The sequence below is a fragment of the Frigidibacter albus genome (genome assembly GCF_009908165.1).
GTDB lineage: Bacteria > Pseudomonadota > Alphaproteobacteria > Rhodobacterales > Rhodobacteraceae > Frigidibacter > Frigidibacter albus.
The window spans coordinates 123,359-147,050 of the sequence record NZ_JAAAUC010000008.1 but is presented as its reverse complement, the minus strand read 5'-3'; the positions used below and the strand labels follow the sequence as shown (position 1 = coordinate 147,050).

Genomic DNA, 23,692 nt, shown 5'->3' with positions numbered 1-23,692 from the left:
CGTTCTGCCCTTCGGGGGGAAGGGCCACCTGCCGGAACTGATACGTGGCGGGGAACTCTACTCCGCCGCCTTCATCCGGAACCCGTTCTCGATCTGGTCGGCCGGGGCCACCGGATACTCGCCCGAGAAACAGGCGTCGCAATATTGCGGGCTGGCATTGTCGCGGCCATTCGCGGCGCCCGCAGCGCGATACAGTCCATCCAGCGAGATGAACTTCAGGCTGTCGACCCCGATCCATTCGCGCATCTCTTCCTCGCTCATCCGCGCCGCCAGCAGCTTGTCGCGGTCGGGTGTGTCGACCCCGTAGAAGCAGGGCCAGGCGGTTGGCGGGCTGGCGATGCGGAAATGCACCTCGGCGGCGCCGGCGTCGATGATCATGTCCTTGATCTTGCGGCTGGTGGTGCCGCGCACGACCGAGTCGTCGACCAGGATCACCCGCTTGCCCTTGATCAGCGCCCGGTTGACGTTCAGCTTCAGCCGCACACCCATGTTACGGATGCTTTCCGTCGGCTCGATGAAGGTCCGGCCCATATACTGGTTGCGGATGATCCCCATCGCATAGGGGATGCCCGATTGCTGGCTGTAGCCGATGGCAGCCGGGGTGCCACTATCGGGCACCGGGCAGACGAGGTCGGCATCCACCGGCGCCTCGATGGCCAGTTCCACCCCGATCTGGCGGCGGGTCTCATAGACGGAACGGCCGCCCAGGATCGAATCCGGGCGGCTGAAATACACATGTTCGAAGATGCAGAACCGTGACTTTGCCGGGGCGAATGGGCGCGAGCTCTGGACCTCGCCATGCTCGATCACCACCATCTCGCCGGGCTCGATCTCGCGGATGAACTCGGCGCCGATGATGTCGAGCGCGCAGGTTTCCGACGACAGCGCCCAACCCTCGCCGACCTTGCCCAGAACCAGCGGGCGCACCCCAAGCGGGTCGCGCACGCCGATCAGCTTGGTGCGGGTCATGGCGATGACGGAAAAGGCGCCCTCGACCCGGCGCAGCGCGTCCTTGATCCGCTCGGAGATGTTCTTCTGGATCGACCGGGCCATCAGATGGATGATGCATTCGCTGTCCGAGGAGGATTGGAAGATCGACCCGCGCTCGATCAGCTCGCGGCGCAGGGCGGCGGCATTGGTCAGGTTGCCGTTATGGGCGATGGCGGCGCCGCCCATCGAGAACTCGCCGAAGAACGGCTGCACGTCGCGGATCGCGGTGGCGCCCTTCGACCCGGCGGTGGAGTAGCGCACATGGCCGATGGCGAGGCTGCCGGGCAGGGTGTCCATCACGTCGCGGCTGGTGAAATTGTCGCGCACATAGCCGAAGCGGCGGGCCGAGTTGAAGCCGGTCTCGGGATCATAGGCGACGATGCCGCCGGCCTCTTGCCCGCGATGCTGCAGCGCGTGCATCCCGAGGGCGGTGAAGTTCGCGGCATCGGCGACGCCGATCACGCCGAAGACCCCGCATTCCTCCTTCAGCTTGTCGTCGTCGAAGGGGTGGCTCAGGAACGGCTGCATGCGCGTGGCCTCCAGATCCGCGGCCGAATCCGCGGGGGTGGGTTGCGTGGCACCATTTAGGCGGCCTTGGGGCCGGTGTCACGATCCTGACATGTCACTTAAGGGCGATTTCCGGGAACAAAAGCACGAATCTCTGCAACGCGGAAAAAAGCGCGCCGCATTGCAGCGGCGCGCGAGGGTGGGGCAAGTTGAGAAAATGGTTCAAGGTCGCGCCGTAACTCCTTGCCGTGGCATGATAAAGCCGCGGCAAGGAGGGGTGCGTCCTCAGTTGCCCGGGATCGCCGGAGCGGTGCTGCCCGGAACCGGCTCTGCGGCCGGTGCTGTGGCGGGTATGCCGCAGGCGCCGACCAGTTGTTCGTATTTGCCGACGATCCAGCCCGGCGCATCCTCGGGCATCCGCTCGTCCAGGTTGGTCTGCACCGAGGCGAAGACACTGTTGGAGCGCGAGTTCTCCACCATCGGTACCGATTGATCCACGACCACCCGGTCATAGACCACGAAGGCCACTGCCACCAGCAGCACCCCCCGCGCCACGCCGAACAGGAAGCCAAGCCCCTGGTCGATGCCGCCGATCGCCGAGCGCTGCACGGCCGAGGCAAAGAGCGGCGTGAAGATCGACACCACCACCAGGCTCAGCGCGAAGACCGCGGCAAAGGCCGCGATGATCGACAGCTCGCAGCTCTCGCCAAGGAAGTCGTTCAGGAATGGCACCTGCCGCACCAGCGGCTCCACTTGCGGCGCGAACAGGAAGGCCAGCACGGCAGCGGCGACCCATCCGAGGATCGCCATGATCTCGCGCACAAGGCCGCGGCTATAGGCCAGTATCGCAGAGAGCAGGATCACACCTGCCACGACCGCGTCGATTACGGTAAAACCTTCCATGCCCCTCGCTCCGTTCGGCGGGGCATTGATCTGCACCCCGCCTTGATTGTTCCGAGGGGGTCAGCCCGCCCCGAAGATTTCGCCGACGAATGCCGTCAGATCGGACATCTTGCGCACCTGCATCCCGTCGATGCCTTCGATCTTGGTCCGCTCAGGCGCGATCGTCTGTGAAAAACCAAGTTTCTGCGCTTCTTTCAACCTGTTTTCCGCCTGACCCACCGGACGCAGGGCGCCCGAGAGGCTGATTTCGCCGAATATCGCCATGTCTGGCGGAAGTGCCACATCCTCGCGCGCCGAAAGCAGGGCGGCGGCGATGGCAAGGTCGGCGGCGGGTTCGTTGACGCGCATCCCGCCGGCGACGTTCAGGAACACGTCGAGCCCGGTGAAGGGGATGCCGCAGCGCGCTTCCAGCACCGCAAGGATGGTGGAGACGCGGCCAGAATCGAGCCCCACCACCGTGCGCCGCGGCGAGGCGAGGGTGGAAGGCGCAACCAGCGCCTGCACCTCGGTCAGCACCGGGCGGGTGCCCTCGATGCCGGCAAAGACCGCCGATCCGGGCTGCGCCTGGCCGCGTTCCGAGAGGAACAGCGCCGAGGGGTTGGCGACCTGCGCGAGGCCTCCGCCGGTCATCTCGAACACCCCGATCTCGTCCGCGGGGCCGAAACGGTTCTTCACCGCGCGCAGGATGCGGAACTGGTGGCCGCGCTCGCCTTCGAAATAGAGCACGGTATCGACCATATGCTCGACCACCCGCGGCCCGGCGATCTGGCCGTCCTTGGTGACATGGCCGACAAGGATGATCGCCACGCCCCGCCGCTTGGCGAAGGTCACCAGCTCATGCGCGGCGGCGCGGACCTGGCTGACCGATCCCGGCGCGGCCTCGACCGTGTCGGCCCACATGGTCTGGATCGAATCGATCACCGCAAGGCCCGGGCGTTCGGCATCGAGCGTGGTGAGGATGTCGCGCAGGTTGGTTTCGGCGCCAAGGCCCACCGGCGCATCGGACAGCCCCAGTCGCTGCGCGCGCATGCGCACCTGCGCGGCGGCTTCCTCGCCCGAGATGTAGAGGCACTTCACCCCGTTGCGGGCAAAGCTGGCCGTGGCCTGCAGCAGCAGCGTGGATTTGCCGATGCCGGGATCGCCGCCCACCAGGATCGCCGAGGCCGGGACCAGCCCGCCGCCAAGCACCCGGTCGAACTCATCCATGCCGCAGCGCACGCGGGGCGGCGGGTCTTCTTCCGTGGCAAGATCGGTCAACGGGATGGTGCGGCCGCGCTGTGACAGCGCCTTGGCGCCGCCTGCCGACAAGGGCGCTTCCTCGGTGATGGAGTTCCAGGCCCCGCAGGCTTCGCAGCGCCCCGCCCATTTCTTGTGGACGGCGCCGCAGGCGGTGCAGGTGAAGGTGGAGGAGGGGGCTTTGGCCATGGCCCCTTCTGCCCGAGCGCCGCCCCCGGTTCAAGGGCCGCGGCAGGGCACCGGCCGGGCGCGCCCCCGCCTTGGATGGATGCGCAAGATGATTGCGCAAACATGTGCCAAAGATATCTTATGTGACGTAACAGTCTCGATCTGCAACACATTCCGTCCCTGCGGCGGCCTGCGGGAGCAGAATGGCTAGACTCGCGCAACGGATATGCTGTAGGGCGGAAGGGTGGAGATACCCACGTGTCGGTTACAAGTGTTCTGCGAATATTGAAGCTGCGCAGAGAGTTCCATCAGATTGGCTGCACGCATATTTGAGGTGCAATGATGTTTGAGCAACGTGCTGCGGGCGGGATTCAAGGTTTGCTCCGGGGGCAGATCCAGGCGGGGCTTGCCGCGTTGCAGCAGGGCGATGCCGAAACGGCACGCTCTGTGTTCACCGCCCTGCTCGAGGCCAATCCCCGCATCGCCATCGCTCATGTCGGCCTCGGCCGGGTGTTCATGATCGAGGGCGAATATCACAAGGCGCTGGAGCATTTCGACGTGGCGCTGTCGATCAAGCCCGATCTGGCGCCCGCGGTGCTGTTCAGTGCCGAGGCGCGCGAGCATCTGGGCGAGACCGATGCGGCGCTGGTCGAATATGAAGAGGCGGTCGCGCTCGATCCCTCGATGGGGTTTGCCTATCTCAAGATGGCGCGGCTGCTGAAGGATTCTGGACGCGAGGGCGAGGCGATGACGGTGCTGCGCGATGCCGCCGCCCGCAGCCCGCAGGATGTGGGCGTGCGCATCATGCTGGCCAAGGCGCATGGCGATGCCGGCGATGCGGCGCGGGCCGAGGCGGAATACAAGCGGGTCATCGACCTCAAGCCCGATCTGTGGCTGGCGCATTACCAGCTGGGGCTGCTGCATCTGAAGGCCAAGCGCTTTGCCGAGGCCCGGTCTGTGCTGACGGATGCCGCGCTGCTGGCGCCCGACAAGCCCGCGGTGCAGCAGGCTTTGGGCGAGGCGATGGCTGGCCTTGGCCAACATGCCGAAGCGGTGCAGAGCTATGACGAGGCGGGCCGCCTGAAGCCGGGCAACCTGCGCGCCGCGGTGAAATCCGCCCGTGCCCGGTCTGCCATGGGCCAGCACCGCGAGGCGCTGGACCAGTTGATGACGCTGGGCCGCGTCGCCCGCCGCTCGGGCCTTGTGCAAAAGGCGATGGGCGACATCTACCGCGACATGGGCCGCCCGGATGAGGCGGCCGCCTGCTACCGCGCGCTGGTGCTGAACGCACCGGAACTGCGCAACACCGCCCCCGATCTCGCCGCCCTTGCCGATCAGGAGCCCCCGGAGGGCGCCGAAGCGGTCGAGGCCTATGCCGCGGCGCTTGCCGAGGCGCTTGCCGCCCATGCCGGCACCCTGGCCGAGAAGGTGCGCGGCAATCCAAGCCTTGTCCGGGACTGGATCGCGTCACGGCGCGACCGCGCGTCCGGCTGAGGAGACTGTCCCCGAAAGCCAGGAAATTATGCCCCGCAATCTTATTTTCATAACCTATGACAGCTGCCGTTTCGACAGCGCCCGCGCCGCAAAGGCCCCCAATCTGGCCAAGCTGGGCGAGCTGGAGCAGCGCTTTTCCTATGCCTCCTGGACGGCGCCGTCGCATTATACCTTCCTGATGGGGCTGGTGCCGCACAGCTCGCCCGCGCATGTCTATGCCTCGGATGTCTACAAGAACGATTTCCGGCGCTGGAGCGACCGGCTGGATATTCCCGACCTGCGGTTCGAGACCTTCCTGCCGCAGCTGTCGCTGGCCGGGATGCTGAAGAAGCATGGCTATCGCACCGTGGCGCGCGTCTCGATGCCGGTGCTGAATCCGTTCACGGTGCTGAACAACGCCTTCGACGATTATCGGCTGATGCCGGATCACAACGATTTCAAGGGCATGGTCGACGAGATCGGCTTCAGCCGCGACCAGCCCAGCTTTCATTTCTTCAACCTTGGCGAAACCCATTACCCCTACATGCTGCGGGACAACGAATTGCCCCACATCTCGGGCCTGCATGGCGTCGCCAAGACGCTGGCGGCGGGCGGCGATGCCGGCGGCATGGCCCAGAAGGGCAGCGACATGGATGCCGAGACCTTCTTTGCTTCGGACCTGCTCAAGGGCCTGCACGCCCAGCAGATTGCTTGCGTCGAATATCTCGACGGGCTGCTGGGGGCGCTGTTCGACAAGGCGCCGCCCGATACCTGGTTCATGATCATGGGCGATCACGGCGAGGCCTTTGGCGAGGACGGGTTCTTCGGCCATGGCCCGGTGATGCATCCCAAGGTGTTCGAGGTGCCGTTCGTCGAAGGGCTGCGGCCGCGCAAGGCGAGCGTGTTCTGAAAGGACCTGCCCTGGACCGTTATGGGTGCGGGCCGGGCAGGCAAGGCGGACTGGGTGGAACAGGGACCGGCCGGCGGGCCGTCCCGGCAGAAGGGGCAAGACATGTCTGAGTCAGAAGAGGACAAGCGGCTGGAGGCGCTCAAGCGCCTGCGCGCCCTGCGTGGCACGGCCGAAGGCAAGCCGATGCAACCGCTGGCACAGCCGGGCGCCGGATTGGGCGCCGGGGGTGGCGGCAAGCTGCGTGAGTTGCTGGCAGCAAGGGCCGCGGCCGGTGGCGCGGGAGGCGGGCTTGGTGCCGGACTTGGTGCCGGACTTGGCGCCGGACTGGGCGCCGGACTGGGCGCTGCGGGCGGCGCGGGCGGTGGCAAGCTGCGCGAGATCCTGGAAGCGCGGGCCGCAGCCGGCGGTGCCGGCGCCGGGGCTGGCCTTGGTGCCGGTCTTGGCGCTGCGGGCGGCGGCGGCAAGCTGCGCGAGATCATGGCGGCGCGGGCGGCGGCTGGCGGCGCGGCGGGTCCGGCGCTGGGCGCGGCCGGTCTGGGCGGTGCCGGTCTGGGCGCTGGCGCTGCGGGCGGGCAGGGCCGACCGATGCTGCGCAAGCTTCTGGCCGAACGGCTGGGCGGCGCGGCGGGCGGTGCTGGCGGTGCGGGGGCAGGTCTGGGGGCCGGTCTGGGTGCGGGGCTCGCCGCGGGTGCAGGTGGGGCTGGCGCGGTGCGCGATCCCGAGGCTCTGCGCGCCTTCCTGCAAGAGCGCATCGAAAAACTGCAGGCGCGGCTGACCGACCTCGATGCCGCGCCGAAACCGGACACCGCCCCCCCCGAGAGCCAAACCGGGATGGACGGCACGCCCGACTCGGACGGCTGACACACCCTTCGGCGCGCGGCCCGCTGGTTGCAGGCGGGCCGGTGCCCCCCAAGGAACAGGAGACGCGCATGGCACAGGCCCCCGACTTCGCAACCGCCGGGTTTGCAGGCCCCGAGTTTGCGATCCTCGTGCTGACCCCCGCAGGCTCGGCGGATGCGGCGCTTGCCATTGCCGCCTGCCGCGCCGGTCATCTTGGCCTGTTCAACGCCGAACTGCCGCTGCCTGCGGGCGCGATCGAGGCGGGGCTGGAGGCGCTGGCGGGGGCCACCGCGGGCGGCTTTGGCGTCAAGCTGGCCGATGCGGGCCTCGCGCTGGATCTGGCGGGGCGCTTTGGCCCGCGCGGGCTGTCGGTGGTCGTGCTGGAGGCCGAGGCGGCGCTGGCCGCGCCCGAGGCTGTCGCGGCGATCCGGGCGGCGGGCGTGCGGCTGCTGCCCGAGGCGATCCGCTGGGATGACCGACTGGCCGGGCCGCTGGCCGCCGAGGGGCTGGTCCTGAAGGGGCATGAGGCGGGCGGCCGCGTTGGCGAGGCGACGGCCTTCATCTTGCTGCAACAGGCGATGGCGGCGGGCCCGGCTGGGCCGGTTTTCGTGCGCGGCGGCGTCGGGCTGCAATCGGCGGGCGCGCTGCGCGCGGGCGGGGCTGCGGGCGTGGTGCTGGACGATCAATGCCTGATGCTGCGCGAAAGCGCGCTTGGCCCGCGGATCGCGCCGGTGCTGGCGCGGATGACCGGGGCGGAAACGCTGCTGGTCGAGGGCGCGGGCGGCGTGCAGTGGCGCGGGATGGAACAGCCCGGCAGCCGCGCGGGGGCCACGCTGCGCACCGCGCTGGCGCAGGGCGAAAGCGAAGGCCGCGCCGCCTTTGGCTGGGACATGGCCGCGGGCCAGATTGCTCCGCTGGGGCAGGCCGCGGCCTTTGCCCCCGATCTTGCCGCCCGCTTCGGCAGCCTCGGCCGGCTCGCGCGCGCCCTGCAAGATGGCAGCGCCGCCGCCGTGGCCCGCGCTGCCGCGCATCCGGTCTGGGGCGCGGGGCAGGGCGTCGCCGCGCCGCATGGCACCCGCTGGCCGCTGGTGCAGGGCCCGATGACCCGCGTCTCCGACACCGCCGCCTTTGCGCAGGCCGTGGCCGAGGGCGGGGCGCTGCCGATGGTGGCGCTGGCGCTGATGCGCCCCGAACAGGCCGACACCCTGCTGGCCGAGACAGCGCAGCGGCTGGCGGGGCGCGCCTGGGGCGTGGGTCTGCTGGGCTTTGCGCCCTCGTCCCTGATCCGCGCGCAGGTGGAGGTGGCGCTGCGCCACGGCCCCGGCTTTGCACTGATCGCTGGTGGGCGCCCCGATCAGGCCCGCGCGCTCGAGGCGGACGGCATCCCGAGCTATCTGCATGTGCCCTCGCCGCGGCTGCTGGCGATGTTCCTGGAACAGGGCGCCCGGCGCTTCGTCTTCGAGGGGCGCGAATGCGGCGGCCATGTCGGGCCGATGTCCAGCCTCGTGCTGTGGGACGCGATGGTGCGTACCCTGCTGGACAGCGTGACCGACCCGGTGCAGGCCTCGGAAATCTGCGTGCTGTTCGCGGGCGGGATCCATGATGCGCGCTCGGCCGCGATGGTGGCGGCGCTGGCGGCGCCGTTGGCCGAACGCGGCATCAGGGTCGGGATGCTGATGGGCACCGCCTATCTCTTCACCGAAGAGGCGGTCAGCGCCGGCAGCATCGTGCAGACCTTCCAGAAGGTGCTGCTGGATTGCCAGGAGACGGTGACGCTGGAAACCGGCCCCGGCCATGCCAGCCGCGCCGCGATGAGCCCCTTTGCCGAGGAATTCGCCGCCCGCCGCCGCGCGCTGCAGGCCGATGGCACCGGCGGCGAGGATATGCGCGAGGCGCTGGAGGAGCTGACGCTTGGCCGCCTGCGCATCGCGTCCAAAGCGACGGAGCGGGCGGGGGATGTGCTGAAGACCGTGCCCGCGCGTCGGCAGGCGCAGGAAGGCATGTACATGATCGGCCAGGCGGCGATGCTGCGGGACAAGGTCACCACCATTGCCGCGTTGCACGGGGCCGTGTGTGAAGGCTCGGCCGAGATGCTGGGCGCTGCCCGCGCCGCGCCGGTGCCCGCCACAGTGGCCGCGGACCGCCCCGCCGACATCGCCATCGTCGGCCTTGGCGCGGTGCTGCCCGGCGCCGAGACGGTGGCGGAGTATTGGGAGAACCTGCTCGACTCTGTCGATGCGATCACCGAGATCCCGCGCCATCGCTGGGACTGGCGGCTGTACTTCGACGCCGACCCCTCGGCGCCCGACAAGATCTACTCCCGCTGGGGCGGCTTCCTCAAGGACATGCCGTTCGATCCGATGCGCTATGGCATCCCGCCGCGGTCGCTGCCTGCGCTGGACCCGTTGCAGCTGATGACGCTGGAGGTGGCGCGGCGCACGCTGGAGGATGCGGGGCTGGACGGCAAGGACGCGCCGGGCCTGCCGCGGCTGCGCACCTCGATCATCCTGGGTGCCTCGGGCGGGGCGGGGGATGTGGGGGCGCAATATGCGGTGCGGTCCGAATTGCCGCGCTTCATGGGCGCGCTGGATGCGGATGCCGCCAGCCGCCTGCCAAGCTGGACCGAGGACAGCTTTGCCGGGATCTTGCTCAACGTCGCCGCCGGGCGCGCGGCGAACCGGCTGGATTTCGGCGGGGTGAACTTCACCGTCGATGCCGCCTGCGCCTCGAGCCTCGCCGCCGTCTATCAGGCGGTGCTGGAGCTGGAGACGGGCCGGTCCGACATGGTGCTGGCGGGGGGCATCGACACGGTGCAGGGGCCGTTCGGGTACCTCTGCTTCTCCAAGACCCGGGCGCTGAGCCCCCGCGGGCGCAGCTCCAGCTTCGAGGCGGGCGCCGACGGGATCGTGATCTCCGAGGGCCTCGCGATGGTGGCGCTGAAGCGGCTGGCGGATGCCGAACGAGATGGCGACAAGATCTATGCGGTGATCAAGGGCGTCGGCGGATCCAGCGACGGCAAGGCAAAGTCGATGACCGCGCCGCACCCGGACGGCCAGATCCGGGCGCTGAGCCGTGCCTATGACATGGCCGGCTATTCCCCGGCGACGGTAGGCCTGTTCGAGGCGCATGGCACGGGCACCGTGGCGGGCGACATTTCCGAAATGACGACGGTGACCCGGCTGCTGACCGAGGCGGGGGCGGGGCCGAAGGCGTCGGCCATCGGCTCGGTGAAAACCCTGATCGGCCATACCAAGGCCGCGGCGGGGATTGCCGGGCTGATCAAGGCGGCGCTGGCCTGTCATCACGGCGTGCTGCCGCCGCATGGCCGGCGCGGGGCGCCGAATGCGCGCCTGAACGAGCCGGCGATCCCGCTCTATCTGGTGGACCGGCCGCGGCCCTGGGTTACGGTGGAGGGGCTGCCGCGGCGCGCCTCCGTCTCGGCCTTCGGCTTTGGCGGCACCAATTTCCATGTGGCGATGGAGGAATATGGGGCCAAGCGGGCGATCCCGGCGCTGGCGCCGTCACCCCGCCGCCGCTGGGGGCAGGAACTGCTGGTCTGGCGCGGGCGCAGCCGGGCGGCGCTGGCCGCCGAGGTGCAGGCGCTGGCGGATCGGCTGGCGGCGGGATGGGAGCCGGCTTTGGCCGACCTCGCCTTCTCGCTGGCCGAGGCGGCACGGCCCGGTACCCTCACCGCCGCGCTGACCGTGTCGCGGAGCGAGCCGCTGGCGGCGCGGGTGGCGGCACTGGCCGCGCATCTGGCTGACGCTGCAAGCCCGCTGCCGCCGGGGGCCGCGTTCAGCGATGCGCCGCTGCTGGCGAATGGTGGCAAGCTGGCGCTGATCTTCCCGGGGCAGGGCAGCCAGTATCCCGAGATGATGGCCGAGGTGGCGGCGCTGTTCCCCGAGCTGGGGGACAGTCTGGCCGAGGCGGATGCGGTGCTGGGCTTCCCACTGTCCCGCGCGATCCTTCCCGCCGGGGCCTATGACGACGCGGCGCAAAAGGCCGCCGCCGCGGCGCTGACCGCGACCGATGTGGCGCAGCCGGCCTTGGGTGCGGTGGAGGCGGGGCTGTGGTCGCTGCTGTCGGGCATGGGCCTGCGGCCCGATATGGCGGCCGGGCACAGCTATGGTGAGTTCGTTGCGCTGCATGCGGCGGGGGTGTTCAGCCGGGCCGATCTGTTCCGCGTCAGCCGCGCCCGCGGCCGCTTCATGGTCGAGGCGGGGGCGGGCGGCGATCTGGGCAGCATGGCCGCGGCCCGCGCGCCCCGCGACGTGCTCGAGGCGCTGATCGAGGGGATCGACGGCGTCTGCGTCGCCAACCATAACGCGCCCGAGCAAAGCATCCTGTCGGGCAGCCGCGAAGGGCTGGCCGAGGCCGCGCGCCGGGCCGAGGCGGCGGGCATCCCGCTGCGCGCCTTGCAGGTGGGGGCTGCGTTCCACTCGCCGATCGTGGCACCGGCGCAGGCGCGACTGGCGGGCTTTATCGCGGGGATGGACCTGCACCCGGCGCGCTTTGCCGTCTATGCCAACAAGACCGCGGCGGCCTATCCGGCGGGGGCGGTGGCGATTTGCGAAACGCTGTCGTCGCAATTGGCCTCTCCGGTCGAATTCGTGCGGCAGGTGGAGCAGATGCATGCCGATGGCGCGCGGGTGTTCCTGAGCCTGGGGCCGAAGTCCGCCCATACCACGATGGTGCGGCAGATCCTTGGCGCTGCCCCGCACCGCGCGATCACCACGGATGACGAGGCGGGCGGTTTGCGTGGCTTGCTGTCCGGCATCGGCGCGCTGCTGGCCGAGGGCGCGGCGCTGGATCTGGCGCGCCTGTTCGCCGGGCGCGGCTGCACGGCCTTGCCGCTGACCGGGCCGGTGCCGGAGGCGGAGGCGCTTGGCCGGCACATGTGGCTGCTGAACGGCTCTGGCGCGCGGCAGGTGGGCAGCCCGCCGCGGCCGGTGCTGACGCTGGAGGAGGTGGAGGCGCGGAAGGTCATGGCCGCTGCGCAAGTGGCTCCGCCTTTGGCCCAACCTGCTTTTCCCGAACCTGCGGCGGTGCGCCCGCAGATCCGCCCGCAACCCAGCCGGGCCGCGCCCCGCGCGCCCGGACTCCGTTCACGTCCAGTCAGGGAGATGCTGCCGATGGACACCGACAACCAAGACCTAAGCTATCCGCTGCAAGCCGACGAGGTTCTGGCAGAGTTCCAGATGACGATGGCGCGGTTCCTTGAAACGCAGGAGCGGGTGATGCTGGCCTATCTCGGCTCTGGCGCCGGGGCCGCAGCCGCGCCCCGCGCGATGCCGCGGCCGGCGCGCCCGATGGTCGCCCGGCCTGCGCCAGTGATGGCGATGCCGGCGCCGGTGGCGCCGGTCGCCGCCGCGGCTCCGGCTCCGGTGCCTGCTTCGCAGCCTGTTGCGGCTCCGGCACCCGCTCCGGCCCCGGTGGTCGCATCTGCGCCCATTCAGGTGCCGACGGCTTCGGCCGGGCTCGACCGGGCCGGGATCGCGGCGCTGCTGCTGGATATCGTGCAGGACCGCACCGGCTATCCGGCCGACATGCTGGGGATGGATCAGGGCATCGAGGCCGACCTCGGCATCGACAGCATCAAGCGGGTCGAGATCATTGGGGCGCTGCTGAAGGGCCTGCCCGGCCCGCAGGCCAGTGCCGCGCAGCCGATGGGCGAGACGCTGAACGAGCAAAAGACCCTTGGCGCCATCGTCGAGAAGCTGGCGGCGCATCTGGCGGGGGGCGCGCCCGCCGGGGCGCAGGGCGTGGTCCACGGCCCTTTTGATCTGGCCGCGGCGGGGAATGCGGGCGAAGGCGCCCGGCCGCCGCGGTATGTGATGCGGGCAGAGGCGGAAGCGCTGCCCGCGGGTCCGGCCTTGCCGGCGGGGCGCTATCTGGTGACGGAAGGCCGGGGCGGGCTTGCCGCCGCGCTGGCGGGCAAGATCGCGGCGGCGGGGGGCACTCCGGTCGTGCTGAGCGCCGAGGCGGCGTGTGAGGCCGAGGGGCCGTTCGCCGGGCTGGTGCATCTGGCGCCGACGGCGGCGGTGCCGGTGGCGCTGGACGGCGACTGGCTGGCGGCGCTGGAGGTGGAGAAATCCGCCTACCGCGTGGTGCGGGCCCATGCCGAGGGGCTGCGGCAGGGGCGGATGGTTTTTGCCAGCGTCATGGGCGGCAGCTTTGGCCGCAGGGGCGAGACCGGGATGCTGCTGGCGGGTGGCTGCACCGGGCTGGCGAAATCGCTGCGCGAGGAATGGCCGGCGTCGCGGGCCAAGGCGATCGACCTCGACCCGGCGCTGACGGATGAGGCCCTGGCCCAGGTGCTGATGGAGGAGCTTGCCGCGCCCTATGGCCGGCAGGAGGCGGGCTATCCGGGCGGGCGGCGCATGGTGTTCCGCTCAGTCGCGGCCGACCCTGCGGATGCGGCGCGCGAGCTGCCCCCTGGCGCGGTGATCCTGGCGACGGGCGGCGCGCGCGGCATCACCGCCGAAATCCTGCGGCCCTTTGCGGCGGCGGGCTGTCGGCTGGTGCTGATCGGCCGCACCCCGCTGCCGGGGCCGGAGCCGGAGGCGACGGCGGCGCTGACGGACACCTCGGCCCTGCGGCAGGCGCTGATGGCGGAGGCGCGCGCGACGGGCGAGGCGGTGACGCCGGCCAGCATCGAGCGCGCGCTGGCGGGGCTGATGCGGGACCGCGAGATCCGGGCGAACCTTGCGGACCTTCAGGCGGCGGGCGCCACGCTCGACTATCTGGCGCTCGACATGGCAGATGCGGCGGCGGTGCGGGCGGCGGTGGCCGACATCGCCGCGCGGTTGGGGCCGGTGCATGGCGTGATCCATGGCGCGGGGGTGATCGAGGATCGCCGCATCACCGACAAGACCCCGGACAGCTGGGACCGGGTGGTGCAGCCCAAGGTGATCGGCGCGCTGGCGCTGGCCGCTGCGCTCGATACCGCGCCGCCGGCGTTCTTTGCGCTCTTCGCCTCGGTCGCCGGGCGCTACGGCAATTCCGGGCAGACCGATTATGCCCATGCCAATGAGCTTTTGAACCGCCTCGCGGCGCAGCTGGCGCGGCGCTGGCCCGCCTGCCATCCGGTCGCGGTGAACTGGGGCCCGTGGGAGGGGACGCGGCATGGCGCGGGGATGGTCTCGGACGCCGTGCGCGCCAAGTTCGAGGCGCAGGAGGTGACGCTGGTGGCCCCCGAGGGCGGCGCGGCGGCGTTCTTCGACGAGATCCTGCGCGGACCGCGGGACTGCACCGAAGTGGTTCTGGGCGCCGGTCCGTGGGAAAAGCATGAGGCTGAGCGGGCGGGGATGCCGGAGGCGCCGCGCTCCCGCTGGCCGCTGCTGCCGGGGGCGCAGCAGGCGCCCGCGGCGAAGGGCGGCACCGCGATCCGGCGGCGGCTGGATGTGGGCGCCGATCCTTGGCTGGGCGAACACCGCATCGGTGCGGTGCCGGTGTTGCCTCTAGCTGTGGCCGCCGAGATGTGTGCCGAGGCCGCGGCCGAGATCTGGTCGGACTGGACGGTGACGGGGCTTGCCGATCTGCGGCTGCTGAACGGCTTGCGGCTGGAGGGGGACGCCCCCTGCGAGATCGACCTTGTGGCGCAGGGATCCGAACATGCCGATGCCACCGGCTTTGCCGCGCGGGTAGAGCTGCGCGAAACCGGCAACCTGCCCCGCGCGCATTACCGCGCCTCGGTGCGGATGGTGCCCTCGGCGCTGCAGGCAACCGACCCTGAGGCGCTGGCGCTGGCGCAGGACATTCTGGCGCATCCGGTAGCCTGCTCGCCGGTCCCGGCCGGGCGGGCCTACCGCGAGATGCTGTTCCACGGGCCAAGCTATCAGCTGCTGAAGGTGCTGGAGGGACTGGACGCGGGCGGCGCGCGGGCCGAGGTGCGGCCAAGCCGGGCGGCCGACTTCGGGGGGGGGGCCTGGCTGTTCGACCCGGGGCTGCTGGATGCGGCGGCGCAGCTGGCCTGGGTCTGGTCGATCCATGCCCGCGGCCAGCCGGCGCTGCCCAATGCCATCGGCCGGGCGACCAAGCTGGGCACCGGTGCCGCGCGGCGAATGGTGATGCGCCTGCATCCGGGCCTTGGCCCGGCAGAGGTGCGCGCCGATGTGGCCATTGCCGATGCCGCGGGCCAGCCCCTGCTGCTGCTGGAGGCGCTGGAGGCGACCTCGGATGCCGGGCTTGCGCGGTTCTGCGGCTGGGGCGGCGAGATCCTGGCCGACATCGCCCTGCCCAAGCAGGAGGCGGCGGAATGACAGCCCCGCATCGCAGCCCCGGTGGCGATATCGCCATCGTCGGCATGGCCTGCCTGTTTCCGGGCGCCGATGCCCCGGCGCGGTTCTGGGCCAATATCTGCGCGGGCCTGCAATTTCTGGGCGAGCCGCTGCCGGGTTGGGGCGCGGAGCGCTACCTGAACGGGCAGGGCGTAACGCAGCTGCCCACCGCGCGCGGCGGTTATCTAGGCGAGGCCTTTGCCGCCGACCCGGCCGAGCTGGGGGTGATGCCCTCTTCCGTCGATGGCGGCGAGCCGGACCAGTTCCTCGCGCTGAAGATCGCCCGCGCCGCGCTGGCCGATGCCGGGGCGCTGGAGCTGGACCACACCCGCACCGGGATCATCCTTGGCCATTCCACCTATCTGCACCGGGGCAATGCCGCCGTCGTGCAGCACGGGGTGGTGCTGGACCAGACCCGCGCGCTGCTGGCGCAGCTGCTGCCCGGCGCCGATCCCGCGGTGCTGGACCGGGTGCGCGCCGAGATGGCCAAGCTGCTGCCGCCCTTCAACGCCGACATTGCGCCGGGCCTCGTGCCCAACGTGATGACCGGGCGCATCGCCAACCGGCTGGACCTGCGCGGGCCGAATTACATCATCGACGCGGCCTGTTCCTCGTCGCTTCTCTCGGTGCAGGCGGCGATGCAGGAGCTGCGCTCGGGGCGGAGCGACCTGATGCTGGCGGGCGGGGTCAATGCCTCGATCTCGGCCGAGGTCTACATGGTGTTCAACCAGCTTGGCGCGCTGTCGAAACAGGCGCATGTGCGGCCCTTTGCCGAGGGCGGCGATGGCACGCTGTTGGGCGAGGGGCTGGGCGTGCTGGCGCTGCGCCGGCTGGAGGATGCGGTGGCAGACGGCCAGCGCGTCTATGCGGTGCTGAAGGGCGTCGGCCAGTCCAGCGACGGCAAGGGCTCGGGCCTGCTCGCCCCGCGGATGGAAGGCGAGATGCTGGCGATCGAGCGCGCGCTGGAGGATGCCGGCCTGCCGGCGCTGGCGCCGGGGCTGATCGAGGCGCATGGCACCGGCATCCCGCTGGGGGACCGGACCGAGATTTCGGCGCTGAAGGGCGTGTTCGGCGGGCGGGGGGCAAACGGGCTGCCCACAGCGGCCATCGGCTCGGTCAAGTCGATGATCGGCCATTGCATCCCGGCGGCGGGGGCGGCGGGGCTGATCAAGACCGCGCTGGCGCTTTATCACCGCACCTTGCCGCCGACGATTGCGGCGGCGCTGCGGGCGGAACTGGCCTTCGATGAAACGCCGATCTATGTGAACACCGCGCCGCGCCCATGGATTTCTGCGCCGGATGTGCCGCGCCGGGCGGCGGTGAACGCCTTCGGCTTTGGCGGCATCAACGCCCATGCGGTGCTGGAGGAGGCGGGGTCCGCCAGCCCCGCGCATTGGCCCGAGGAGCTGGTGCTGCTCTCGGCAGAAACGCCCGCCGACTTGGCCGTGCGGGCGCGGGAACTGGCGGCTTGGGTGCTGCGGCATCCCGGTGCGCCCTTGGCGGCGCTGGCGGCCTCAACCGCGCCGGGAACCGGCCCCGCGCGGCTGGCGCTGGTGGCGGAGAGCCCGGCGGACATGGCCGACAAGCTCGGCAAGGCCGCCGAACGGCTGGAGGCGGGGCGCGGCAGCTTCCGCATTCGCAGCGGCGTGTTTGCCGAACCCGCCCCGCAGCCCGGCAAGATGGCCTTCCTGTTCCCGGGCGAGGGCGCGCAGTATCAGGGGATGCTCTCGGCGGTGCTGATGGCCTTCCCCGAGGCGCGCGAGTGGTTCGACTTCTGGGACGGGCTGTTCCCCGGGCGTGACCTGCCGCCCTCGGCGAGCGTGTTCCCGCCGCCGACGACGCTGGCGCCGGAGCTGGCCGCCACGCTGAAGGAGCGGCTGTTCGGGCTGGAGCTTGGCTCGGAATCGGTGTTCATCGCCGCGCAGGCGCTGACGGCGGTGCTGGCGCGGCTGGGGCTGCAGCCCGATGTGGTGGTCGGCCATTCCAGCGGCGAGCATTCGGCGCTGGCGGCGGCGGGGGTGCTTGGCGCCTCGGAGGACCGGGAAGATTTCGCGGGGCGCATCCGGTCGCTGAACGATCTTTACAAGGGCATCGCGGCGGCGGGCGGCATCGCCGGCGGCGCGCTGCTGACCGTGGGCGCGGTGGCGCGCAGCGAAGTGCTGGCGCTGGTGGAGCGCGAGCCCGATCTGCACCTCGCGCTGGACAATTGCCAGCACCAGTCGGTGCTCTATGGCCCCCGCGCGGTCATGGAGCGGGTGGCGGGCGAGCTGCGGCAGATGGGCGGGATGTGCGCCTTTTTGCCCTTCGACCGGCCCTATCACACGCCGCTGTTCGCGCCGGTGGCCGAGCAGGTGCTGGGGGTCTATCGGGGCATGGACTTCCGCGCCCCGCGCCTGCCGATCTGGTCCTGCGCCACCGCCGCGCCGATGCCGCTGGAGCCGTCCGAGATCCGCGCGCTGGCGGCGCAGCAATGGGCGAGCCGGGTGCGGTTTACCGAAACCGTGGAGCGGCTGCACGACGATGGCGTGCGCCTGTTCGTCGAGGTCGGGCCCTCGGCCAACCTCACCGGCTTTGTCGAGGATGCGCTGAAGGGCCGGGAGGCGCTGGCGCTGGCGACCGACAGCCGCCGCAAAGAGGGGCTGGGGCAACTCTTGCAGACGCTGGGGCGGATCTGGGTTTCGGGGCGGGATTTTGACGTGGGCGCGCTGTATGAGGGGCGGGTGGCGCCGCTGGACCTTGCGGCCGCGCCGCGCCCCTCGCGCGACCGGGTGATCGACAACCATCTGCCATTCCTGCGCCTCCCCGATGACGTGGCGGCGGAACTGGCGGTGGCTTTGGCGCCTTCTGTTGCGCCCTCAATGGCACCAGCACCCGCGCCTCTGCCCGTCGAGGTGTCGGCCCGGCCCGCGGCCCTCCCGGCAGCGCGCCCGCTTGCCGCAGCCTCGGTCATCGTCGGGCATTTCGACCTGATGCAGCAGTTCCTCGACACCGCGGGCAGCGTCGCCGAGGCGGCGCTTGGCAGCGCGGCGGAGCCTGAGGATTGGCACCCGCCGCTGCTCCATCGCATCTTGCACAATGACGGCGCGCGGCTGCTTGCCGAGAGCGATTTCGACCCCGAGGCCGACCCCTTCCTTGCCCATCATGTGCTCTACGCCGCCGAGGTGTCGGACAGCGACCCCGGCCTGATGGCGCTGCCGGTGCTGCCGCTGGCCGTCAGCCTTGAGATGGCGGCCGAGGCGGCGGCGGTGCTGACCGGGGCGATGCCGGCGCGGCTGGAGAATGTGCGGGCGCGCGACTGGATCGCCTTCGACGCCGGCCCCGCGACGCTGACGACGGAAGCCGAGCTGATCGTCGGGCTGGACGGTGAGCTGCGGGTGGCGGTGCGGTTGCTGCGCGGCGCGGCGCTGCTGTTCGAGGCCGAGGTGGTGGCCCTCGAGGGCGCGCCCTTGCCGCCGCTGGCCCCGCTGGCCGCGCCGCAGCCGCCGCGCTGGCGCGACGATGAGCTTTACACCACCGGCATGTTCCACGGGCCCTTGTTCCAGGGCATCCGCCGCCTGATCGCCTGGGATGGCGGCGGGCTGGATGCCGAACTGGCCGATACGCCGCTGGACGGGTTCTTCGGCTGGGGGCCGTCCGCGCCGGAAGGCCTGCTGCTGAACCCGGTGCTGCTGGACCTCACCGGCCATGTCACCGCCTTCTGGATCGCGCAGGGGCTGGGGACGGATTTCAGCTCTTTCCCCTCCAGCATCGACCGGATCGACCTTGTGGCGGCGCGGGAGGAGGCGACGGCTGGGGCGGTGCTGTCGGGGCGCACGCAGTTTCTGGACGGCGAGGGCCGCGCGGGCGCGGACCCGGCTGCGGCGCGGTTCCTGCAGGGGGATTTCACCTGCACCGCGCCGGATGGCACCGTGCTGATGCGGGCCTCGGGCTGGAAGGACCGCTTCTTCCGGGTCCCGCACAGCTTCTACAATGCGCGCTATCGCCCGCGCGAGGCCTGGTATGGGGCCGAGGCGCAGGGCCTGTTCGCGGGCCAGCCGCCGGGCGTGCTGGTCTGGCAGGTGCCGGCCTTCCCGCCGGGGTTCCTCGAGGATGCGGGCGGGATCTGGATGCGGGTGCTGGCGGCGACGATCCTGTCCGCGGCGGAACGCGAAGCCTTTGCGGCGATGACCGGCCCGGGCAAGCGCCGGCGCGACTGGATCATGGGCCGCATCGCGCTGAAAGAGGCGGCGCGGGCCTGGATCTTGCAGCACTGCGGGCTGGCGCTGCTGCCCGCGGATGTGGAGATCGCGGTGGGGCCAACCGGCAAGCCCTATCTGGCGGCGGCGGGGGACTCGCCTCTGCTGCCCGAACTGTCGCTGGCCCATGCGGGCGGCGCGGCGATTGCCGTGGCCGCGCCACCGGGGCAGGCGGTGGGGATCGACATGGAGGTTCCCGCCGGGATCGACGCCTCCCTGCTGGCCGAGGGCGGCTTTGCCCCAGCCGAACGCGCGCTGCTGGCCGCGGCGCAGCCGGGCCCGGAGGATGCCGCGCGGCTGCTGACCGGCTGGTGCGCCAAGGAGGCGGCCGCCAAGGCGATCGGCGAGGGGCTGACCGGACGGCCGCGGGCCTTCGTGCTGCAGGCGCTGGCGGCGGGGGCAACGGTGGGCTCGTTCACCGCCGAGGTGGACACACCGATGGCCGGGCGCCTGCAGGTGGCGCTGGCCCGGCAGGGCGAGGCGGTGCTGGCGCTGGCGCTGCGGTAACCCCTATGCCAGCCACACGTCGAACCCCGCCGAGACCTCGGCCAGATCCGCGCCGCCGCCATGCAGCAGCGCCTGGGTCTGCAGCAGGCGGCTGTGGTTCACGGTGCCGAGGAACAGCCCCACCGGCGATGCGAGCAACGCGCGCACTCCGGTCGAGGTGACAGAGCCATTGCCATCAACCAGCACCGGCACCCAGGCCTCGCCATCCGTGCTGGCCCAGAGCTGGAAGCCGCCGCGCAGCGGGGCGCCGCCGCCGTTCATGGCGATGTCATTCGGCTCCCAGCTCTGGGTGCCGATGTACAGGGCGCCGTCCTGCACCGCCATCGACCAGATCGCCGAGTTGTAGGGATCGCCGAGACCCGGCCCCATCGCCGAAAGCGGCACCTTCAGCCCGTCCGGGGTAAAGCGCGGCTCGCCGAAGATCAGGTCCCAGCGGCCATCCGGGCGCTGCCGGATCATCTCGCAGGCGGCGGGGCCCACATCGCTGTCCGCATCATAGCCAAAGCCGGGGATCCGGGTGCCGATGAAAAGGTCGCCGCCGAATTCGGCCATCGCGGCGGTGGAGAGGTTGTGGGTATAGCGGAAGGCGCCGTCGGTCAGCACCCGCTCCCACACGTAGGGCGCCGCGCCCTCGGCCTTGGTCCGCCACAGCTGGAAGCCGCGGGCGGGGCTGGAGGTGCCGGCATAGAGATGGCCCTGCGCCGCACAGAGCGAGACCACGCCGCGATTGGCCGGATCGCCGAAGCCGGGCAGGCAGGCCTCGGTCCACACGCCGCCGGCCGGATCGTCGCTGACCAGCACAATCGCCTGCGGGGCGCGCTCGCGGTCGAGGCCCTCGGCGGTGATGGTGCCCGAGGGCAGGGCGAAGAGCCGCCCGCCAAAGGCCGTCAGCCCGCGGATCGACATCACGCTGTCATCGCCATTGCCCGGTGCCATCACCGGGGCAAAGCTGATCCCATCCTCTGACCGCAGCACCTGCCCGCCCCAGAGCGACATGGTCCCGGCATAGAGGCAGTGCGCGGCGTCGCTGGCGCCCTGGAACACCGTCATCGCGCAGATGCCGAATGCGCGGCCCATCGCCTCGGCCGGCTGGCGCTGGCGCAGAATGCCGCCGCCGCCAAGCCAGACGGCGCGGGCCTGTGCGTCTTCGTCCAGCGCCTGCACCGGCGCCGCGAACACCTCGTCCCAGGCGCCGGTGGCGGGGTCAAGCCGGTGGATGCGGCCCAGATCCTCGGGGCCGCGCGCAGCAGGGGCGCTGGCGCCCAGATAGAGCGCGTCCCGGAACCAGACCATCGAATGGGCCAGCGTGCTGCCGGGGTGGCCGAGGCCGCCGGTGGCGACGGGCACGAATTGGCCCGCGTCGAGAATGCTCATGCGATTATCCGTATCCAAATTGCCGCGCCAGCCGCAGCACGGGTTTGCTGAACGCCTCGCCCGGGCGCCAGTCCACATCGCCCTGCAGCGAGGGTTCGGTGATCCGCGCCAGCCGCGCCATGTCCAGCGCCGGGCTGTTGAGGAAATTCGGGTCATTGCCGAAGGGCGCCGAGGGCGGTCCGACACTGGCGAAGGCCGAGGTCTCGGGGTGCAGCATCGCCTCGATGCTGGCCGCGTCCGAGGACAGGCCCAGCCAGTCGCAGACCTGCGGCAGATAGAGCATCGGATCGGCCAGCAGCATCTCGCCCTTGATCCGCATGTACTGGCCGAGCGCCAGATCGCGCGAGAGTTCGAGGATATGGTTTTGCGAGCGCAGCCAGAGTTGTTCGGGATCGAACTCGATCCTCTGGGCGCCGCCGCCGCTATAGGCCTTCATCAGCTCCAGCGTCGATTTTCCGGTGCTGCGCGGGTGCCGCGTCAGATGCAGGAAGCTGGCGGCGGGAAAGATCCTGTGCAGGCGGCGCAGGCTGTCGATCCGCATGGTGCTGCGCGGGCTCTTGTCCACCAGCACCTTGTCGCCGACCGCCTCCTGGATATGGGCGAAGACCTTGGCGGTGGGCCAGTGAAACCGCCGCTGGATCCAGTGCCGGGCGCGAATCGCCGCGTCTTCGCTTTGCGCGCCCTCATGCAGTTCGGCCAGCAGCCGCAGCAGCCCCGACGTGCCCATGTTCAGCGAAGGCGCCAGCGCGGTCCAGGTCTCCCCCAGGGTATCGCCAAGCGCAAGGTTCACCTCGGGCAGGCCATAGGCCTGGGGATGCTGCCCGATCATGCCGCCGATCACCGAGGTGAAGGACCGGGGCGGCGCGATGATGAACAACGGATCGGGCATCTATGTCTTTCTACAATGGCGCAAAGCCGCGGCGCAGCCTGGCGGTTTCGAATCCGCCCCGGCCGAAATTGCCGCCCTTCGCTATAGCCTTGCAGGCGGGCCAAGGCAATGTGGGCGCGCAAATCCGGCAGTGCGGACGCGATGCTTGCTTGCGGGTTCTGCGGGTGCGCCATATCCTATGTCGCAGGACGCAGGGATTTATTTGCGGGCGCGCGGAACCCGCGCCGCGACGCGGCGTTGCCGCTACGGAACTTGGCGGTATTGTCGCGCCAGACTTCTGCGGCAATGCCGTAACGATGCTGCGGCCCCGCGCCGTGGCGGACCATTGAACCGAATGCTGTTTGAAAACCCGATGAGGAGCTTTTCTGATGCGTCGAATTTTCTTTGCTGCAACCACCACCCTTGCCATCGCCGCGACCCTTGGCTGCGCCGCCGCGCAGGACCGCCCCATCCGCGATGCCATCAAGGAGCGCCGCGCCGCCCGCGCCGAAGCAGCCGCCCCCGCCCAAGCCTCGCGCGTGGCGGGGATGCAGCTCGTGGAGCTTTCGCACCAGGGCCGGCAGCGCTCCTACTACGCCTATGTGCCGGGCAGTGCGCAGGGCCGCAGCGGCCTGTCGGCGGTGATGGTGCTGCATGGCGGCATGGGCAGCGGCGACGGCGTTGCCGCCACCAGCGGCATGACCAGTGCTGCCGATCAGGTGGGCTTTGTCGCGCTGTTCCCCAATGCCGATGGCAGCCAGTGGAATGACGGGCGCGCCACTACGCGGACCGGCGTGGACGATGTCGGCTTTCTGCAGGCGGTGATCGACGATGCCTCGGGCCGCTTCGGGGTGGACCGCTCGCGCGCCTTCGCCTCGGGCATCTCGAATGGTGGGTTGATGACGCAGCGGCTGGCCTGCGATGCGGCGGGCAGCTTCCGTGCCTTTGGCGTGGTGGTGGCGAACATGCCCGCCGATCTGCGCGGCAACTGTTCGCCCTCGCGGCCGGTGCCGATGATGTTCTTCAACGGCACCGATGACCGGTTGATGCCCTTCGACGGCGGCAAGATCACCACGATCGCGGGGCGCGGGGCCGGGGGCCAGGTGCTGTCCTATGCGCAGACCAAGGATTTCTGGGCGGACAAGGGCGGCTGTTCCAGCAGCACCGGCGAGGTGGCGGTGCCCGACCGTGCGAACGATGGCACCGAGGTCACGGTCGAGCAGTTCCGGTCCTGCCGCGGTGGTGCCGAGCTGACCTTCTACACGGTGGAGGGCGGCGGCCATACCTGGCCCGGCTCGTCGGGCCGCAGCTCGCGTCTTGCGGGGGCGGTCAGTCAGGATATCAGTGCCACCAGCGAGTTGGTGCGCTTCTTCGGCCGCTACGGGCTGTGACCGATTGGACG

The 23,692-nt window shown here is 70.8% G+C and carries 11 protein-coding genes; 6 read left to right on the top strand and 5 right to left on the bottom strand.

From position 1 onward, the window contains the following. Positions 1–57 precede the first annotated feature (57 nt). The 3 genes from purF to radA all read right to left on the bottom strand — a co-directional run bounded on the left by purF (position 58) and on the right by radA (position 3,825). Positions 58–1,518, bottom strand: a complete 1,461-nt coding sequence (gene purF / locus GVY41_RS13560; protein WP_161347402.1) for an amidophosphoribosyltransferase — start codon at positions 1,516–1,518, stop codon at positions 58–60. Positions 1,519–1,782: 264 nt separating this feature from the next. Beyond that, on the bottom strand, positions 1,783–2,400 hold the full coding sequence (locus GVY41_RS13555) for a CvpA family protein (RefSeq protein WP_161347400.1): 618 nt from the start codon (positions 2,398–2,400) through the stop codon (positions 1,783–1,785). 60 nt (positions 2,401–2,460) lie between these two features. Continuing rightward, positions 2,461–3,825 (bottom strand): DNA repair protein RadA, encoded by a 1,365-nt coding sequence (radA, locus tag GVY41_RS13550; protein WP_161347398.1) that lies wholly within the window; start codon positions 3,823–3,825, stop codon positions 2,461–2,463. A gap of 357 nt (positions 3,826–4,182) precedes the next feature. Here radA and GVY41_RS13545 point away from each other — a divergent pair, with 357 nt between their 5' ends. The 5 genes from GVY41_RS13545 to GVY41_RS13525 all read left to right on the top strand — a co-directional run bounded on the left by GVY41_RS13545 (position 4,183) and on the right by GVY41_RS13525 (position 20,048). After that, positions 4,183–5,298, top strand: a complete 1,116-nt coding sequence (locus tag GVY41_RS13545) for a tetratricopeptide repeat protein (RefSeq protein WP_161347396.1) — start codon at positions 4,183–4,185, stop codon at positions 5,296–5,298. Between the two features lie 28 nt (positions 5,299–5,326). Continuing rightward, on the top strand, positions 5,327–6,187 hold the full coding sequence (locus GVY41_RS13540) for a sulfatase-like hydrolase/transferase (RefSeq protein WP_161347394.1): 861 nt from the start codon (positions 5,327–5,329) through the stop codon (positions 6,185–6,187). 102 nt (positions 6,188–6,289) lie between these two features. Then, positions 6,290–7,048 (top strand): hypothetical protein, encoded by a 759-nt coding sequence (locus GVY41_RS20205; RefSeq protein WP_161347392.1) that lies wholly within the window; start codon positions 6,290–6,292, stop codon positions 7,046–7,048. A gap of 68 nt (positions 7,049–7,116) precedes the next feature. Further along, positions 7,117–15,288 carry a type I polyketide synthase gene (locus GVY41_RS13530; RefSeq protein WP_161347390.1) on the top strand — a complete coding sequence of 2,724 codons (8,172 nt, stop codon included), beginning with the start codon at positions 7,117–7,119 and terminating at the stop codon, positions 15,286–15,288. Continuing rightward, on the top strand, positions 15,285–20,048 hold the full coding sequence (locus tag GVY41_RS13525) for a type I polyketide synthase (RefSeq protein ID WP_161347388.1): 4,764 nt from the start codon (positions 15,285–15,287) through the stop codon (positions 20,046–20,048). The genes GVY41_RS13530 and GVY41_RS13525 overlap by 4 nt, the downstream gene beginning before the upstream one ends. Before the next feature lie 3 nt (positions 20,049–20,051). Here the strand turns inward: GVY41_RS13525 and GVY41_RS13520 are convergent, their stop codons facing one another. Then, positions 20,052–21,422, bottom strand: coding sequence for a hypothetical protein (locus tag GVY41_RS13520; RefSeq protein WP_161347386.1), 1,371 nt, complete (start codon positions 21,420–21,422; stop codon positions 20,052–20,054). 4 nt (positions 21,423–21,426) lie between these two features. Continuing rightward, positions 21,427–22,311 (bottom strand): sulfotransferase family protein, encoded by an 885-nt coding sequence (locus GVY41_RS13515; RefSeq protein ID WP_161347384.1) that lies wholly within the window; start codon positions 22,309–22,311, stop codon positions 21,427–21,429. 368 nt (positions 22,312–22,679) lie between these two features. Between GVY41_RS13515 and GVY41_RS13510 the strand changes: the two genes are divergently transcribed. After that, positions 22,680–23,681, top strand: a complete 1,002-nt coding sequence (locus GVY41_RS13510) for a CE1 family esterase (RefSeq protein ID WP_161347382.1) — start codon at positions 22,680–22,682, stop codon at positions 23,679–23,681. The last annotated feature ends 11 nt before the right edge of the window (positions 23,682–23,692 follow it).